A 17,010-nucleotide genomic window follows, 5' to 3' on the forward strand; every position below is an offset into this window, starting at 1 on the left:
AAAGCAAATAGGTGAAATTATGGCATTTCCAACCGCAGTTAACGATCAAATCACGGACTCCGTCACGCAGGCCAATGTCAAAGTACTGGGCGATGCGCCCGCTATGTCGATGGGCAACCTGTTTCAGGCAACGTCTCAGGCACTGGCCAATGCAGCGCACAACGCCACGTCTGCGCAGCAGCAATCAGCCATGACTGCACAAGCAGCGACCACTATGGGCGTTACGACCCTGTATTCAATTGATACAGCGACCACAGGTATTGCGACTAAACGTATTTTGCAACCACAGAAACAGCCCGTTGCCGGATTAGGTAATTAATGCGTTTAACGTCGGTATTTGCATTGAACAGCTCGCTGACACGGCACACCTGCACCTACCGAACAACAAGGTGGCATACACCAACATTCAAGCCGACAAAACAACCAGGCTGAACTAGTTAACTAAAAAAGGACGACACGATGGCTTTTCCAACCGCGGTAAACAGTCAAATTACAGACTCTGTGACACAAGCGAATGTGCAGGTCTTGGGCGATGCACCGTCTATTGCCATGGGTAACCTGTTTCAGGCGACCTCACAAGCGCTGGCCAATGCAGCACACAATGCAACGGCTGCTCAGCAACAAGCAAATATTACCGCTCAGGCGGTAACCACAATGGGTGTAAACATTCTTTACTCCATTGACACTGCAACGACTGGCGTTGCGACCAGCAAAATTTTTGCGTAGTGGTTTCTGCTCAGTCACAAACAACCAGGCAATAACGCCTATTTATCAAAAACTTTAAAAGGAAAATAGTTATGGCATTTCCAACCGCTGTAAATAGTCAAATTACTGATTCAGTCTCACAGGTAAACACAAAAGTTCTGGGTGATGCACCTGCTGTTGCAACGGGTAACTTTATGATTGCAACCAGCCAGGCGCTTTCAAACGCGGCACACAACGCCACCACCAGCCAGCAAAACAACACAGTTACTGCGCAAGCAGCACTGGTTCAGGGGGTTGATACGCTAATGAGTGTTAATACAGCAACCACAGCTGAAGGCATTCACAAGGTTTTCCGCTAAACCGCTCTGGGTACTGATGCGACACGTATCAGTACCACTTTGCTCAGCTTCAATCTGACCACGTTTAATGAGGGATCACAGTGTTAAACACACTTGAAGCCAACAGTTTTTCACTGGCCGCTGCATCAACCAGTATGGGCCACTCGATCTCGCTGCTGATGGAAAACGCCGTGCAAAATGAAGCACGCGGTCAGCTGATATCAACGGCCACTGTCGCACAGTGTTGCGCACTCATGATATCAGCAGGTGCGGCAAGCGCCGCAGCAGCTAAACCAGGATAAATAAGGAAGTCATTATGAGTACAATAAACGACCAAATCACAGATTCGGTAAATCAAGTAAACACTTTACTGATGGGTTCTGCACCCATGCAATCGATGGGGATGCTCAATGTTACAGCGAGTGAAACCATTGGTATGTCAATGTTTAATGCCGTATCTGCGCAACAAAACGCCCAAACTTCAGCTTCCGCAGCCGCAGCCGCAAGCTGTGCAAAAATGCTCCAGCAGTCGCCACCGCCACCGACTAAAAAACCGACGCCCGAAGTAAAACCGGATCTGACTCAGATAGAAGCCCTGGTAAAGGAGCTACTCGAAAAACATGACGGACCACAGACTCCAGGTAAGTAATAGAAACGCACTGCAAAAAACAACCAACAAAGGCACAACATATGAACGAGTTAACAAATGTCGGGCCATCGGCACAGACTTCACTGGATATATTAAAAAACGCCAGTTTGAACGGCGAGTTAAACAAACTCTCCGGTGCCGGAAAGGCCTACCAGTCGGTTTCACAGTCGACTGCCATCGCGATTCAGGATGCCACCGATAACCTGAGAAACATCAATACGATGGCGACAACGGCTATGGGGGTTGCCATTTCTCAGATGTTGGCAACGGGTAAAGTCGGTGACTACGCGGGCATCATCGAAACCGCCAATAAAATGGTCGAGAATGGTACTAAAAACTTTGGTGAGGTCGGTAGTTCTGCAAGTAACCTGCTCGACAATTTTCCCGACGGTGGCAGTTAGCTGAGCAGATACACAACTAACGGCGGCTAAGGAGATTTTTATGACGATCATAGTGAACAACACAGAAATTGAGCAACTGGAACAGTTTTCTGATAAAACCCAGACCCTGATCCAGTTTCTTAATCAGGGTGTACACAGCACCGACGCACTCATACAACAAAACGAGGTACTGAATTTCACCTCAGAAGCACAGTTTGTAGAACAGCTATACCTGGGATTAATGAACTCAACGATACTCTACTTACATCAGATCCCCCTGTCTGTTGACATCAAAAAGCTCCTTGAGCTAAGTACCAACGACCTCAGAGATCTGGCAACTTTCAGTAACCGGGATTCAGAAACAGATAAAGCCAGGCTGGCAAGCATTCTGGCCAAATACCGCCTGGTAGACAGTGCCATTTTAAACAAAATAGCACTGTTTTACCGACGCTATAATCTCAACTATCACACCCTGGGCTGGGGTGCCTCGTTCCGTGATCAGCTCACTTTGTACAGCATTATCTGCTACTGCGAGCAGGCGTATGTGCTGTCTAACCAGACAGTGCTCCCCGCCTGCCAGTGGGCAACACAAAAAGCACAAAGCCTGAGCGAATTTGCCCACTACTTTTGCATTTATCTGGCCTGGAAAAAAAATCAACGAGGAGAGTCTGGCACCCCCGATCTCTTGATTGAGACATTGGCCCCCGTGGTAAATAACACTCTCGACTCACCGGTTGTCACCTTTGAGTTACAGGCCATTGATCTGCACAACGCGATAAAACAATGGCATGAAGGAGGGAATAATCTCGGGTTCAGTAGTTTTAGCGCCGGGTTACTCAATATTGTACTGAATATCGACCTGCATACCGACGATCTGGTGAAAGCGGCACACGAGTACCTCAGCACACTGCAAACCACGTTGATCAATACCTTAGCCAGCGACAGCTATGTCTGTCAGGCCGGGCTGTATCGCCATTACTTATTCAACTTACCTAACAGTGAAGCGCTACTCAATGTCGACAGTCAGGGTTGCCTGAGTCTATTTAACCACTGGCCTAACGCCGCCTAACCGGAGAAAAACCTATGAACCCTGCACAACAAAAAAAAGCCGCGCTCGGTGAACTGACCCAAGCCGTGATGCCAGCACAACTGAACACCATCCTGTCGGACATAGACGCCATGCTAGCCAGTGCCCGGCAGACCATTGATCAGTCTTTGCAGCAGTCATCTCAGCTTGTTGACCAGTCGCGTCAACATCTGGCCCGTATTAATCATGCCCTGGCAAGCGAGGCTTTCAATGCACCAAATACATCGAATGACGAGACAGACCAGGCAACACTAAACCAGCTGCAAGAGCAGGTGATCGACGCCCAGGTTACTTATCTGGAAGAACAAAACGCTCATATGAAGCAAGTTTACACGGAACAAGAGCTGGCAGCTCAGCAAAGTGCCCAGGCAGCCCAGCAAGCCATGGAAACGACCATAAAAAACATGGAAGCGCAGCTGATGCAACAAAATCAGGCTTTTCAAAGTGACGTTATGCAACGCAGTGCAGACACGCCTGACGAATAAGCCACAATGCAAGGAGCGACTTCATCATGATCAAAATTAACTTTAGCCCACTAACCTGGCTGCCCGATGAGAAAGTAAAAGTGACCGCAGCAAACAGGCAAATGCGGGAGCTGGTTGCGCGCTTGGCAGACGCCCCAAAATACCACACACTGACTGCGCAGGACCGCCAGCAACTCATTGATGAAGGTTATGCTGCAGATTTGGTAGACAATTTGGTGTTTATTACACTCAGAACCGACGAACCAGGCAAAGATGTTGTGACAAGCGGGTTTAACTACGCGGCTTTTGATACCTCACTGTTCAGCTCTGTGCATCTCAGGACACATCTGGCACAGCTTAGTCGGGGGTGCTGTGCCTACTGTGAAAGTTACTTATCGGCAACCGATGCAGGAAAGGTCGGACACTTTCGCCCTGTAGAGCTACTGGAAACAGACCAAGCGACTGGACAAAGTACGGTTACCACTTGCTCTCCCTACTACTCACAAGCCTATGAACAGCGCAACCTGCTATTTGTCTGCGAAGCGTGCCATGAGCAACATAAAGGCGGGCGATTTCCACTGGCCGGGCAGCGCCAGCCAGGCATCAGTATTGAGCAGGAGCAACCGCTGCTCGTCAACCCCTATGAGGATGATCCCAGACTGTATATTCGCTTTGATCCGGTATCTGGCCGCGCTTATCCCTTCGATTTACTGTCAGCCTTTTTAATGGAAACCCGCTTACAGCAATCCGACGACGTAGCAAAAGAGATCTGGTCACATCCGGGCATTGTGCGCCACGCGCCTGATTTTACTCAGTTACCTGAGTTTACCAGCTGGTATCACTCACTGGACAAAGACAGAGTAAAACAGCTTAGCAAAGGTCAAGTCAGTATTCAGCTGCTGGGGCTAAATCGACCAGAGTTGGTGATTGCTCGCCTGAGTGCACTCAGCCAGTTTCATCTGGCCTTTAAACACTTCAGGCACTGTGAGCGCTCCGATGAAAAGTCAGATATTAACGCTTTCATAAATTCGCTACCGATACTGCAGTTCAGAAGCCTGAGTATCGATGCCCTGCAAACCTGGCATAACCAGTCCGACGAACAGGATCTTAACGACGCGGAATATTCGTTACCCGTTGACTCCTCAATGCCGGAGCGCAACGTTTTTCCCGCCTGGTTCAGGGCCTCACTACGCTACTGTATTGAGGAATCTCAGCTGATGGAGACACGCAAACGTAATCTCGTCTTTCTCTCGGCGAAGGACAAATTATACGGACAAAAACCCAAAGAAAAATGTGTGTTTCTGCCCCTGAACTGGCAGCGGGACAAGCATAAACTGATCAAGGTTCGCTCTGAGCGCAATATCTGGGAAACTTCTTTTACTGAACTGGCCAGCTCCCGCCCCCTGGAGCTACTGAATTTATTCACACAAAACGACATCTGGGTGGAAGGCCCATTCGACGCACTGCATAGTGCATAACTTAACCATATGTAAGGAAGATCAGCCATGAGTAATTCATACGAACAAGCAGTATCAGACGCGGAAATACACGCCCTGGAAGCTGTAGCCAAAGCCGACATTGACACCGCAAGACAATCGACAGGCTATGCGACAGCAACGCCTGATGGAGCGGAAGAAGTAGCCACTGCCGCCGTAATAGCCGCGGTACAAGGCGACACTCAGCATGGATTTAATGTGCCCCCGGGTGCCACGCCGCAAAGCGCCGAGCAAATTGCCACAGAAGCAGTAGCAGCAACCGAGTAACACATGTTATTTCCAACCAAAGTGCCCGACCCGTTCGGGTCTTTTTTGTCTGTAACACCGTGTCAGTCTGAACCTCATCAGGCAGCGAATGACAGCACTGCTAACCGGCCCCTCAAATCACCACTATAGGTAAAGCTAACATCCAAAAACCAGTCACCCGCCACTCGACACGGGAGCTGAGACCAGCAGTGTATAAATAGCGCTTTTCTTCCCTCATAAATACCAATCCATTCGCGCTCTTTTACCAATCCATCACGCGTCAGCCCACTTATAGTAAGTACATCCAATAAACACGGGATAACCCCATGGCGTTTTATCAACTTAAGGTGAAGCAAAACCGCTTTACTCGCCCCGTTAATCAAGGAGCAGCACAACGATGCGCGAAAACAGGCGTTCAACCTGTCAGCCGTGCCCTGCCGCCCCGTCTGAGACGGGGTATGGAAAAGCTTACCGGCGTGAATCTGGCCAATGTGCGGGTGCATTATAACTCGCCCAAACCAGCACAGGTTCAAGCCCACGCGTATGCACAAGGACGTGATATTTATCTGTCGCCCGGTCAGGAAAAACATCTGCCCCATGAACTTGGCCATGTTGCTCAGCAAGCACTCGGTATGGTGCAACCTACCACAGAGGTCAATGGTGTGGCGGTTAATGACGACCCAGCGCTGGAGCAACAGGCCACAGAGTGGGGGAATATGGCATTGCGTTTGGGCGAACAGGGGTAGATGAGTGTGGTGGCTGAGCTGAGCAATACAATTAAAAACCGTTGTTTGTCAGCTGAGTTAGCCACCTTGCACGACGTGAATGGCGTACTGCACGAGCCAAGGGTTCGCGTGAACAAAGGCAACCCATTGGCGCCTTTGCCTGATGCCATCTATTTAAATGCCATGGACACTGCCCTTGGCGACTATTGCCATCATTGCAGGCTGCGCTACTACCGCTACATGGACGACTGGATCATGTTATGTAAAACCCGCCACCAATTACGTGCCGTGGTAAAACTGATGAACACTAGCTTGCAGGCCGTTAAGCAAACCAAACACCCGTACAAAACCTATATAGGGAGGATCAAAGATGCAGGAGTTGACTTCGTTGGATACCGGATAACCCCCAACCCAAAGAACAACTTAACACTGGCTTGGAAAACCTAGGTCAACCACTTAAACAAACTGAAGCAGCTTTATGAGCGAGGTACCCCTTTGGCGGGTGGCTGAGTCGGGCAAGCGCAGGCGTAACGCCGGATGTAACAGCGAGTATAACACAAGGGTTTAACAGCGAACTTGGCCGAGGGGTTGCGGATGGGGTGTTGGGGTTGATTTCGATGTGGTGTGTATGGAGTTTGTCACATGTGCAAAACGAAAGTTCTGAGCTCGGAAATTACCAACTGAAAGTAAAGAATAGCCAAGCGTATTAGCACAGACTTGGTTTTGAAAAAATATAACATTCTTAAAAAATTAACGGAGTAACTAATGTATCAATACTTAGCAAAAACAACTGGAAAAGAGATAACAAAACCGAGACAAATTATCGGGCCAAGGGAACTGACTGCACAAGGTGGGATAAATGGAACATGCAGGCATAAGCGGACTGTTCAACGTCAACAAACAATTTTAAACGCGGCTAAAAACCTGGGTAGTAATATATTCAGAAACAAGCACATATGGGGTAAGAGAGTGTTAGACATGAACGCCATACTATCTACTATTGCAAAAGCATCTACGGGGGATCTGAGTGCATTAAAGGATTTGAATGAAATACAGAATAGATACACAGATGCTGAGTCGCAAAATCTCGACAATCTAACACGTGCTAACATCGTAGTGCCACTGATAAGGAATAACATGAAGGACGCTGTCGAAGACACCGTTGGAGGTCAAGCTCACAGAATAGTAGAATATTTAAAAAACATTCATAAAAACATATAGGTGATGTATAAAGGGAAGCGGAAACTGTTGGGTGGCATCGTTACGCTAGTCATCCGACAGGCGTCCAACAGGTAATGGTCTTGCATCTTGAAAACCAATGGGGTCAGGTCTTGTGAAAACCAATGGGGTCAGGAAAACCAATGGGGTCAGGGAAAACCAATGGGGTCAGGTCTTGCAACGTGCATATGTCAGAAGAATAACTATCCATAGTTAACCGCAGTGTTCATAATTCGGTGTCAATTCAGTATTATGATTGAAACAGGAGTGACACATGGCCCAAAGCTTCGATATCGACAAAGGCGCTTCAGGCAGATCAGGAGCTGACTGACAAAGATGGCATTTTAACGCCGTTGATAAAGCAAACCACTGAAGCGGCTTCAAACGCTGAACTTGAACTACACCTCGCTGAAACTGAACAGCCTAACCGTAAAAATGGCACTACCAGCAAGCTTATCAAGTCTTCCTCAGGCAACTTTGAACTGGATACTCCACGCGGCTGAACCAACGGGGTCAGCAGAGCCAAAGGGGTCAGGTCTTGCATCGTGCATAGAATCTGTTGCAGGGTCGCTTTTAGTCGAGGGCGTCAATGGTGTCAGTTAAGCAACACTCGTCAGAGCCAAAGGGGTCAGGTCTTGCATCGTGCATAGAATCTATTGCAGGGTCGCTTTTAGTCGAGGGCGTCAATGATGTCAGTTAAGCAACACTCGTTCAAAAACGGGTGCTGCTTAACACTGTGCAGAGTTCTTTTTCGTCAGTTTGAAAAACGAAGGTACAAACTAGTTTCTATCCGATACTCTGCCCTATCATGTTATTGAGCCGCATAATCTACTCTTATCACACCATATCTTATCCAAGATTCGCCGGTGAAGGTTTCGTGGTCGCATGTCACAACGATAGTATTATGTGGATGTCCATTGCTATATGCATCCCAGGCACCTAAATCTTCATAAACCCACACATCGATCATGCCATCAGTAGATAACGTCATTGGGTTCGTATTGGTCGCCGTACTGCCATATGCAGCGTTAATTACACCAATACGGCATGATTTGCTCGCCATCTCGTGAACTCGATGATCAAAGACTACACGCTCAATAAACTTACCCGGGTTAATTGGCAAGTTACATGTCATGATCTTCCCTTGAGATACCTCGTAACTACCTCTGTAAGCGTGTGCTTTGGGTGTCAGCACAAAGTCTTCCATATTACAGTTTGTAGCAGCTGGGTAAAATTGAGAAGTTGTATTAGGTTCAGGCTGCCATGAGCTCGGTGGGTATGGGTCAGCGAGTTTATTGATTTCACTGTCTGACAAAGCACGATGGTATACTCTGATCTCGTCCATTTCGCCATTAAACGTATCGCCTGAATTCGCGTTCACACCATCCGTGCCTATTACAGCCCCAATTAACATATACGTACTTGAGTTGTTTAACGTTGCACTGGCGTTCACATTTGTGTCTTCTACTTGGCCATTCACATACACTTTTGCGACACCACCGCTACGAGATACGGTGACATGGTGCCACTGATCCGTGCTTAGCGTACTGGACGTTTTGAGGCTAAATGCACCATTGGCATCAAAAGTTAGTTTACCGCCATTGATGTACATTTCCCATGCTCTGTTTGAACCACCACTCCACTGCCAGTGACTCATAACCCGAGTATACGACGAGTTATAGGCACGAGGCTTAATCCAGAAGCTGATAGTGAAATCTTTGTCTGCAAATGCCCATGCATCGCTATCCGCAACTTTAATATGCGCATCATTGCCATCAAAATTAAAGCCAAAATCAACCATCCCCGCTCGAACAGACATGCCACCAACGAGTGCACCGTGATGTTCATTCAATGAAACATCGCGCGCGAATCCCGGAATAATAGAACCAGACCAATGAGCCTGTAGGCCCTCTGAACTAACATTGGCAGCTGCATGATTGGCAAACGCCAAAGGTAAGCTGGTCAGAAGTATGCTCATAATGCGTTTCATAGCATTTCCTTATAAAAATAATTGATTGTTTATCCAACTAGTGAACGTTTTATTCTGTGCCGTTAATCAACAGGCAATACCCATCCGTTAAGATCTTTGCTCTAGAACGAATGAAATCAGCACACATTGATTAACGAGTCAATTACCCTATACACACAATGTGAAAAATGCAAATAAACAAATATTAACTTACCGTTACACAGATGATTACTTAAAACAACGTACTTCTATCGCAACCCAGCAGGAAACTAGAAAGAGGAAAACTAGGGAAGTCCAGGGTCAGGTCTTGCATCAGGGAAGTCCAGGGTCAGGTCTTGCATCGTGCATATTTCAATGGATTAGCTATCCTTAGTTAATCCATTTCTCTTTGGCGAATGTAATGAGCCGACCTTTACGATTGGAATTTGCAGGGGCTTTATATCACGTAACTTCGAGAGGTAATGAACGTAAGGAGCTCTTCAGACATAAAGATGACTTTGCCGCGTTCATCGACTTACTCCGTGAGGTATGCACGCGTTTTCACTGGGTGATCCACTCTTATTGCCTGATGATCAACCATTACCACTTACTGGTCGAAACGCCAGACGGCAACCTGTCAAAAGGTATGCGGCAACTAAATGGCGTATACACACAGCGATTTAATCGCAAATACAACCGGGTTGGGCATTTGTATCAAGGCCGATATAAGAGCATTCTGGTCGACAAAGATAGTTACCTGTTGGAACTGAGTAGATATATTGTACTCAATCCTGTCAGAGCAAAAGGCATGGTGGATAGCCCGGATAAATGGCTGTGGAGTAGCTATCAGGAGACCCTGGGTAAACGAGCTTCCCCAGATTGGCTGGCCACCGATGCCTTGCTACTTATGTTTGCCAGAGATCGTCAGGTTGCAATAGCCAAATACATAGAGTTTGTAGCGCAAGGTAAAGGTGTCGACATCTGGCAACATTTAAAAAGTCAGGTTTTTATGGGCAGTAATGAATTTGTAAAGATGCACCAGGAAAACGCCTCAGTGGAAACTGATGCCTCGCAAAGCGAAGTTCCCAAGAAGCAAAAGCACCTTCAGGTGCAGCCCATTGATTGGTACAAAGATAACTATAGAAGCGACAAAAAACGGGCCATGGCTGCCGCCTATTTAGATGGACAGTATACTATGAACGAAATAGCACAAGCCTTTGATGTACACTACTCCACCGTCAGCCGCGCAGTTGCACAATGCAAGACCTGACCCGCCGTTCCTCGTCACTCACGCACTGCCTGCCGCCGTTCTTAAGCTGCCCCGTCTTAAACATTCATCGATGTCACCAACCATCCAACGTCCGAATGTGCCTCCGGGCTTGATATTATGTAAGCCTCTATTTTCATACCACGTCAATAATTCCCTCTGCCCTAACCTCCCATAATGACCTGATGATTCGGCTATTAAACGTACGATATCACACCCAGCCTCCTTGCCGATTTCCATGACTTGCTTCATCAGTTTAACCCCAGATCCTTTGGTGAACCTGTCAGACACGAGATCCGTAACTTCTAGTATTTTCGCTCCTTCATAATTAAATATTTTGTACTTTAGTTTCCCTTCCTTAACCTTCAAATCCTTACTCTCACCTACAATGTCAGGTGATAGTTCCTTGGCATATTTAACGTATTTGTGCTCCGCTTTTTGTACAATAGGCTTTAAAAGAAAGGCGGTTTTTTGTTGAATAAAGCAACCTCTCGCTACCCTATTTTTGTACATTTTACCCTCCTTTAATTGAGCGTACATACCACGACCCCTTTAATCTAAATTATTAATTCACTAAACCATCTGGCGTCAATAAAACCATCAGTCTACATCTAACGGTATATGTGAATGGGCTCGTGCAAACTGGCCATTCGCCGCAGCCCAGCTTGTCGGAGCAAAGTAGTTCACGTGACCAACAGGGTGATCACTTATTAACGGCTGTGACAGGAGCCATTGATTTCCATCTCTTATTCGAACAATCCAGCCAGCTCCGCCAACATGCCCCGCATGGGCACCGGCATCAGCCTCATGGCCATGAACATGCCAATTACCCCACTCAAACTTAAACCCTCTTTGCGTCCTTGGCCCAATTTCAAAGGTGTTTTCCAGTCCCGCAGGGATAACTGCCATTAATTGGTCAGCATTTATTGTGCCGCCATTAAGTAAATTCTGAAAATCTGCTCTGGTAGGGTTCGGCGCGCCAGTTGGTACCCATAGTTCCAGGCCAAACAAACCCGCGAGTCCCTCTTGCCTTTGGATGGTTCCGCGCCGGATACTCTCCTTATTGTTATATGGATGGGCAATGGCACGTTTTTTGCTTTCTAAGTAATCATACATATTTCAACCCCTTGCAAGTTATAACTTGATGGACTTAATTGACTGTGACAACTTTTTAAAAAGCAACTTCATCAGCACTCATCAAGGTTAAGTTATGATGTATATATAAAAGATGACACGATTTACACTCAAGTTATATGTTCTTTAGAAAGTACTCTTGGTATAAACAATTATATTTCTGGCGGTTTTTGTTAACCAAAATCAAAAAGTAAAATATCGATTAGCTTATAAATCACCCACAGCCATAGGATTCAGATAAACATCCCCCTAAAGCATAAAAAATACCAAGCCCCGAGACATATTACTTACTATGTTATTCACAACACAACCTGCCTACACGCAAAAGGATTAGTTATGGATACATTACATTCAGCACAAAATACCAGTGACCCTGAACTGACACACCCTGTTGACTCCGAACAAGAGGCAACCGTCATAGCCCCTCAGCCAGACATCGATCAGGCCACATCTCCTGCCAGTGTGGGGATTTTCCCGTCACGTAAAACCACGGCTCTTGCTCTTATCGCCAGGTTTCTGGCTTTTTTCCCGGGTTTTACTAACCCACAACGAGATGACGTGATTATTGCCAATCGCATTCTGAATTTTGGTTTGGAAGACATAAAAGCATCAGATCTGTCCGTTGCCAAAGAAGCCATGGACTCTGCGCGAGGCTTTTACAACAAGTACGCCAGTATATTAGGCCTTGTTCTCGGTGGTGCAATCAGTGCCGGTATCGAATGGTTGCAGCATTCTTATCCCGAATATCAGGCTATTCGCGCAGCACATGTAGGCAGTGGCGTCATTGCCAGCTGGATAGTGAGCAATATTATGGGTGAATATGAAAGACGATTACATCAGCTTAAAGAACGTCTTAGCTAACTCACTACCGCACAACGACAACGCAAACTCAGTAAACCAAATATCATGCAACAAGGATAGCCAGAAAATGGCCCGACCTTGTTGCTTAGCAACAATAACAAAGCCCCTAAACCGCTTATTCAATCAGAATCTTGTAATCATATGTAATATCAATCTATCACAGACTCAACTAAGTTTTTCTGACTGATAGCAGGTAATGACCAAGACATTGCAACATCGATTTCCAAACCTGCGAGACGTTAAATTGAGTTACCAGCATACTGAACGTCGTAACTTCTACCAAGTCAGGTATTGCAGACGCAGCTAAGCTGACTGCGCAACCCACTCTTACAGTCAAACATATACAAGGAACTATCATGTCTAAAACGATTACCTACTACAATTCTGGCGCGATCCCACTAATAAACGCCTGTGATCTCCCCTATGATGTGGTGAACCTGGCATTTTTGTCTTCATCGTACAGCAATCCGTTTAATTTGGTGTTAAGTGGTGCTATCGCGGCTACTGATTCCAGCTTAACAAGTAGCACTGTTGAGGCAATTAAGGCAATGCAACAAAAAGGGCAGAAGGTGCTGATTTCCTTTGGTGGCGCTACCATGGAGTCTGTTACATACCAGAAATTGTCTGAGGACACAGCAAAACTGGCCAAATTACTGGCAAAATTCGTCACGGATAATCACCTTGATGGTATCGACCTGGATTATGAGGATACCGCAGCATTCACTGGCAATGCCGGATACGACGGTGCACAATTTTTGATTTCATTAACTCAGGAACTCAGAAAACGACTGCCCAGCCCCGACTATGTTATTTCGCATGCACCTCAACCGCCTTATCTTGAACAAGGCGGTTCTATGGCTGGCTATATTGAGGTGGTAGAACAGGCTGGCCAAGATATTGACTGGTTAAATGTGCAGTTTTACAACAATCCACCATGGAGCGCTAACCCGGACCAAATAGTAAGCTCGTATCTCAACTACACCAAGCTTCCGAACATGTCACCTGTAAAAATAGTGGCTGGTTTCCCTGTATCTATGCAGGATGCTGGTTCAGGGTATATGCCTGTAAATAAGATAGTTCATCAAGTCATTGACCCTATCCAAAATACCTCGGGGCTGGGTGGCATAATGAACTGGCAATTCTCAAGTGACTGTAATGGAGACTGGATAAAAGCCATTTCAGAGGCACTCAAGCGTTAATATTAAAAGCAGAAAACCTGACATCGGGCCGCCTAATGGCGGCTTTTCACACTCAAAAATTAAACAAGCATTAAGTTAATTTATATTAAGCAACATATACCAAACAAATCCACACTTTTACCAAGTTGGTAAAAGCCGCCTACCTTATAGTTAATTCAACCAAACAGCTTACTTGGTTTTCACACCCCATGTTAATAACACTTAACTAGAGAGAATTTATTATGAGTAATCAAAATAACTTAGGTTCAGAAAGTAATCCAGGCTATGTTAAAATAACCAGTAGCCCTGACCTACACCGAGCATATTCAACCGTCGCGCACCCACATTCAAAAGGCTTTATCTATAATGGTACAATGAAGCCAAGTATTGCAGACAATTACAAAAGTGAAGGTTATACCTTTTGTATGCGAAACCTAAACCAGTCAGATGGTTCCAGTCAATATATCTCCTTAACGGCACAAGAAACCAACCGAATAACAGGCACAAATGATCAGCACGGCTATGGCTTGGCTTTAATGCCTGTATATATTCTAGACTCCTCAGCACTTACTAACAAAACAGCGTCGGGCAACACTGCGCAAACCCCGTCAGCAGTTGCTGCCGATGTACTTAGCGCACTTAGTACAGCTGCTATTCCAATCGGCACTACTGTCTGGTTGCAATTGACCAAAGCTGACAAGGGTGTCAGTTCTGACCAGGTTCAGGCGATAGAACATCAAATTTTTCAGTCTGGTTACTCAGTAGGAATACTGGGAGACGAAGTGCAGCAACAGCAAACCAATGGACGGGTACTGGAATCTACCTATACGCCATTTGAGCAATCCAGTAGTGGCGCCAAGGTACGCACTATAACGATAGGTGACAATACAGGGTCATTCCCGATTTACTGGGCTGTTCAGTAACGCTTTCCTTCCCACATGAGCAGGTATGCCAACGCTATCCTGCTCTTAATACAGGTCATTTCCTATGCGTACCGTACTCATATATACCATTCAGCCAGGCGATTCTTTGGCACTGATCAGCATCTCACTGCGTGCCAGTGCAGGTATTTCACCTGCCGACATTGAGAGGCTGAACCCAACCTTGTTATCAGAAGAGTTAGCTTGCGAAACCCGGATTAAAATCCCCTATTTTAAGGCCAGTGGGCATTTTTACTATGAGATCATGAAAGGGGACACACTACATTCCATTTGTGACGCACTGGCCAATGCTGCCGGTGTCACGGTCATGGACCTCATAGAGCATAATGCATACGCTGATCTCAGCAAGTTACAGCCTGGTCAGAGCCTATTGATCCCTTTTAGTCCTAAAATCAGATATATGACGAAACATCATTGCGTCGAAACACCACCCGGGTAAGACTATTATTTTCGTTAAAATTACCAAAAGATTCCTCATAGCTACCAGCCTGATCCGACGAGTCCCAAGCTACACTCACAGAAATAAACCAGCTGACTAAAGTCGCCAATCAAGACTATGAGGAATATCTTATGTGGCATCTTGCAACCAAAGAGCCTGAGCTTTCTCCATCAAACACTGCACTGAATGCTCACGACTTAGAAAACGAATGTCTGTGGCTGGAAAGTGTTATTCAGTATCGCGTTTCACGCTATTTTGGGTCAATTTCGGAGCCTGAAGCACCACAGGCAATGTCAGAGCCGGCTCCTGAACCACCGCCCCTGGCCCCTCCATTGCAACATTCAGGTTCTCCGTATGCGACTTTTCTCTTTGCACACAACCCAACCCCCGTCGAACGGTTGCTGGTTATTCTTGCCCTGGTGCCTGTTATCCGTCCCGGTCTGTTTGATATCTTTCTTTCAATTAATGAACTCACAAATCGACCATTTACAGAGTTCGGTATGCTGGAGTCTCAGGGCCAGCTGCTGGCAACGGGGGCCACAGCGGCTTTTTTGTTCAATGGTACGCAACTGTCTACGCAATTTGAGGTCCTTGAGCAGCTGGGCACCAGCGTGTTGCTCAAACAACTTTTAAACTCAGAGCCGGGCCAGACTGAACGCACAATATTACATGCAGCACTCACGTTGAAGCCAGAATATGTAGAAATGTTTACCACAGGTGCACCGTATCAGCCAGAAACCAGCCATCACTTTCCGGCCAGCCTGGTCAGCACAGCACTGGGCTGGGAGGATTTAAAACTATCCGAATCCACAACAGCACAACTGAACGAAATAGTAGACTGGGTCAAACATGGTCAGACGCTGCGCACACACTGGCACATAGGCAGGCAACTCAGACCGGGTTACCGTGCTTTGTTCTATGGCCCACCGGGAACTGGCAAAACACTCACTGCCAGCGTACTCGGTAAAGTTCTGCAAAAGCAGGTATACAAGGTTGACCTGTCACTCATTACGTCAAAATACATCGGCGAAACAGAAAAAAACCTCGAACAGCTATTCAGCCTGGCAGAGCACCGTGACTGGATCCTATTTTTCGATGAAGCCGATGCCCTGTTTGGTAAACGCCTGCAGACCAGCTCATCCAATGACCAATTTGCCAATCAAAACGTCGCCTACTTATTACAACGTATTGAACACTATAACGGCGTTGTGATCCTCGCTTCCAATTACAAAGACAACATAGACGACGCGTTTTTCCGTCGCTTCGAGTCCATTGTTGAATTTCAGGCACCAAAAGCACAACAGCGCTTTGAGATATGGCAAAGCGGACTGTGCGCCCAGTCTCGTTTATCACCCAATGTTTGCCTGACCAAACTCTCACAACAATACCCGCTCAGTGGCGCTGACATTATCAATGTGCTGCGTTTTGTATCGCTCAGGTTACTCGCACAAAACCGCAGCGAAATACAGCTGGCCGACATCCATGAAGGCATAGCCCGACTGTCAGATCATCAAACCCAGTTAAGGTGGTAAAAGCGTTGGCCGCCATATCGAAATTAGCAGCTGCGTCGAGCCACGCCAATAAAAAGCATCTCTGCACTGTGAATCATAACTTTTACCAAGTTGGTAAAAGCCCTCAGAGGTATAGTTAATAGCACCAACTCACGTTGGAAATGTCAATTGAGTTGCTAGCCCTGTACGCGGAATTATGGAGCCCGCTTCGGGGCTATTTTATCTTCCAGCAGATAAGTAAAAAGGCCCAACATTTTATAACCCTGAGCTTAAATATTACCAAACACTGTTAAAACAACGCGCATTAAAAGCCATTAAATATACCATCACCTCAATAAGTTAAACCAAAACAATCCCCTCGCAACAGGCTAAATTATTCCTTACTTTTTAACGCTAATCAGCAACTAACCATTGAGGAATAAA

Annotated in this window: 22 protein-coding genes and 1 pseudogene; 20 read left to right on the plus strand and 3 right to left on the minus strand. The window is 46.4% G+C overall.

The window, feature by feature from the left end:
• Positions 1-19 precede the first annotated feature (19 nt).
• The 14 genes and pseudogenes from MHN33_RS03955 to MHN33_RS04020 form a co-directional block, all read left to right on the plus strand.
• Positions 20-319, plus strand: coding sequence for a RebB family R body protein (locus MHN33_RS03955; protein ID WP_039607636.1), 300 nt, complete (start codon positions 20-22; stop codon positions 317-319).
• A gap of 140 nt (positions 320-459) precedes the next feature.
• The gene (locus MHN33_RS03960; RefSeq protein ID WP_010380819.1) at positions 460-726 is read left to right on the plus strand and encodes a RebB family R body protein; all 267 of its coding nucleotides are present in this window, start codon (positions 460-462) and stop codon (positions 724-726) included.
• Positions 727-797: 71 nt separating this feature from the next.
• A complete protein-coding gene (locus tag MHN33_RS03965) occupies positions 798-1,064 on the plus strand; it encodes a RebB family R body protein (protein ID WP_239395866.1) in 267 nt (88 codons plus the stop codon).
• An 80-nt stretch (positions 1,065-1,144) separates the two neighbouring features.
• On the plus strand, positions 1,145-1,345 hold the full coding sequence (locus tag MHN33_RS03970) for a RebB family R body protein (RefSeq protein WP_239395876.1): 201 nt from the start codon (positions 1,145-1,147) through the stop codon (positions 1,343-1,345).
• Between the two features lie 14 nt (positions 1,346-1,359).
• Positions 1,360-1,692, plus strand: coding sequence for a RebB family R body protein (locus MHN33_RS03975; RefSeq protein ID WP_239395878.1), 333 nt, complete (start codon positions 1,360-1,362; stop codon positions 1,690-1,692).
• A gap of 41 nt (positions 1,693-1,733) precedes the next feature.
• Positions 1,734-2,093, plus strand: coding sequence for a hypothetical protein (locus MHN33_RS03980; protein WP_239395880.1), 360 nt, complete (start codon positions 1,734-1,736; stop codon positions 2,091-2,093).
• 40 nt (positions 2,094-2,133) lie between these two features.
• The gene (locus tag MHN33_RS03985; protein WP_239395882.1) at positions 2,134-3,141 is read left to right on the plus strand and encodes a hypothetical protein; all 1,008 of its coding nucleotides are present in this window, start codon (positions 2,134-2,136) and stop codon (positions 3,139-3,141) included.
• 14 nt (positions 3,142-3,155) lie between these two features.
• The gene (locus tag MHN33_RS03990; protein ID WP_239395884.1) at positions 3,156-3,644 is read left to right on the plus strand and encodes a hypothetical protein; all 489 of its coding nucleotides are present in this window, start codon (positions 3,156-3,158) and stop codon (positions 3,642-3,644) included.
• A gap of 26 nt (positions 3,645-3,670) precedes the next feature.
• On the plus strand, positions 3,671-5,101 hold the full coding sequence (locus tag MHN33_RS03995; RefSeq protein WP_239395885.1) for a hypothetical protein: 1,431 nt from the start codon (positions 3,671-3,673) through the stop codon (positions 5,099-5,101).
• Between the two features lie 27 nt (positions 5,102-5,128).
• Positions 5,129-5,386 (plus strand): hypothetical protein, encoded by a 258-nt coding sequence (locus MHN33_RS04000; RefSeq protein ID WP_239395887.1) that lies wholly within the window; start codon positions 5,129-5,131, stop codon positions 5,384-5,386.
• A 305-nt stretch (positions 5,387-5,691) separates the two neighbouring features.
• The gene (locus MHN33_RS04005; protein WP_239395888.1) at positions 5,692-6,111 is read left to right on the plus strand and encodes a DUF4157 domain-containing protein; all 420 of its coding nucleotides are present in this window, start codon (positions 5,692-5,694) and stop codon (positions 6,109-6,111) included.
• On the plus strand, positions 6,112-6,537 hold the full coding sequence (locus MHN33_RS04010; RefSeq protein WP_239395889.1) for a reverse transcriptase domain-containing protein: 426 nt from the start codon (positions 6,112-6,114) through the stop codon (positions 6,535-6,537).
• Between the two features lie 318 nt (positions 6,538-6,855).
• On the plus strand, positions 6,856-7,311 hold the full coding sequence (locus MHN33_RS04015) for a hypothetical protein (RefSeq protein WP_239395891.1): 456 nt from the start codon (positions 6,856-6,858) through the stop codon (positions 7,309-7,311).
• 287 nt (positions 7,312-7,598) lie between these two features.
• A pseudogene (locus tag MHN33_RS04020) lies at positions 7,599-7,805 on the plus strand (IS256 family transposase); the annotation flags it as partial.
• Positions 7,806-8,119: 314 nt separating this feature from the next.
• Here the strand turns inward: MHN33_RS04020 and MHN33_RS04025 are convergent.
• Positions 8,120-9,298: a LamG domain-containing protein gene (locus MHN33_RS04025; RefSeq protein ID WP_239395892.1), complete on the minus strand. Its 1,179-nt coding sequence runs from the start codon at positions 9,296-9,298 to the stop codon at positions 8,120-8,122.
• A gap of 379 nt (positions 9,299-9,677) precedes the next feature.
• On the opposite strand from MHN33_RS04025, the gene MHN33_RS04030 reads away from it, so the two are divergent.
• Positions 9,678-10,526 carry a transposase gene (locus MHN33_RS04030; protein ID WP_239395898.1) on the plus strand — a complete coding sequence of 283 codons (849 nt, stop codon included), beginning with the start codon at positions 9,678-9,680 and terminating at the stop codon, positions 10,524-10,526.
• An 18-nt stretch (positions 10,527-10,544) separates the two neighbouring features.
• Here MHN33_RS04030 and MHN33_RS04035 read toward each other — a convergent pair whose 3' ends face one another.
• Positions 10,545-11,063 carry a hypothetical protein gene (locus MHN33_RS04035; RefSeq protein WP_239395900.1) on the minus strand — a complete coding sequence of 173 codons (519 nt, stop codon included), beginning with the start codon at positions 11,061-11,063 and terminating at the stop codon, positions 10,545-10,547.
• A 60-nt stretch (positions 11,064-11,123) separates the two neighbouring features.
• The gene (locus tag MHN33_RS04040; RefSeq protein ID WP_239395901.1) at positions 11,124-11,639 is read right to left on the minus strand and encodes a hypothetical protein; all 516 of its coding nucleotides are present in this window, start codon (positions 11,637-11,639) and stop codon (positions 11,124-11,126) included.
• Between the two features lie 354 nt (positions 11,640-11,993).
• On the opposite strand from MHN33_RS04040, the gene MHN33_RS04045 reads away from it, so the two are divergent.
• The 5 genes from MHN33_RS04045 to MHN33_RS04065 all read left to right on the plus strand — a co-directional run bounded on the left by MHN33_RS04045 (position 11,994) and on the right by MHN33_RS04065 (position 16,608).
• A complete protein-coding gene (locus MHN33_RS04045; protein WP_239395903.1) occupies positions 11,994-12,518 on the plus strand; it encodes a hypothetical protein in 525 nt (174 codons plus the stop codon).
• Positions 12,519-12,874: 356 nt separating this feature from the next.
• Complete coding sequence (locus MHN33_RS04050) at positions 12,875-13,717, plus strand: glycosyl hydrolase family 18 protein (RefSeq protein ID WP_239395904.1); 843 nt, start codon at positions 12,875-12,877, stop codon at positions 13,715-13,717.
• Positions 13,718-14,121: 404 nt separating this feature from the next.
• Complete coding sequence (locus tag MHN33_RS04055; protein WP_239395906.1) at positions 14,122-14,619, plus strand: hypothetical protein; 498 nt, start codon at positions 14,122-14,124, stop codon at positions 14,617-14,619.
• 64 nt (positions 14,620-14,683) lie between these two features.
• Positions 14,684-15,076 carry a LysM peptidoglycan-binding domain-containing protein gene (locus tag MHN33_RS04060; protein WP_239395916.1) on the plus strand — a complete coding sequence of 131 codons (393 nt, stop codon included), beginning with the start codon at positions 14,684-14,686 and terminating at the stop codon, positions 15,074-15,076.
• Between the two features lie 131 nt (positions 15,077-15,207).
• Positions 15,208-16,608, plus strand: a complete 1,401-nt coding sequence (locus MHN33_RS04065; protein ID WP_239395918.1) for an ATP-binding protein — start codon at positions 15,208-15,210, stop codon at positions 16,606-16,608.
• Positions 16,609-17,010 lie beyond the last annotated feature (402 nt).

Source organism: Pseudoalteromonas sp. OOF1S-7 (assembly GCF_022347765.1).
GTDB lineage: Bacteria > Pseudomonadota > Gammaproteobacteria > Enterobacterales > Alteromonadaceae > Pseudoalteromonas.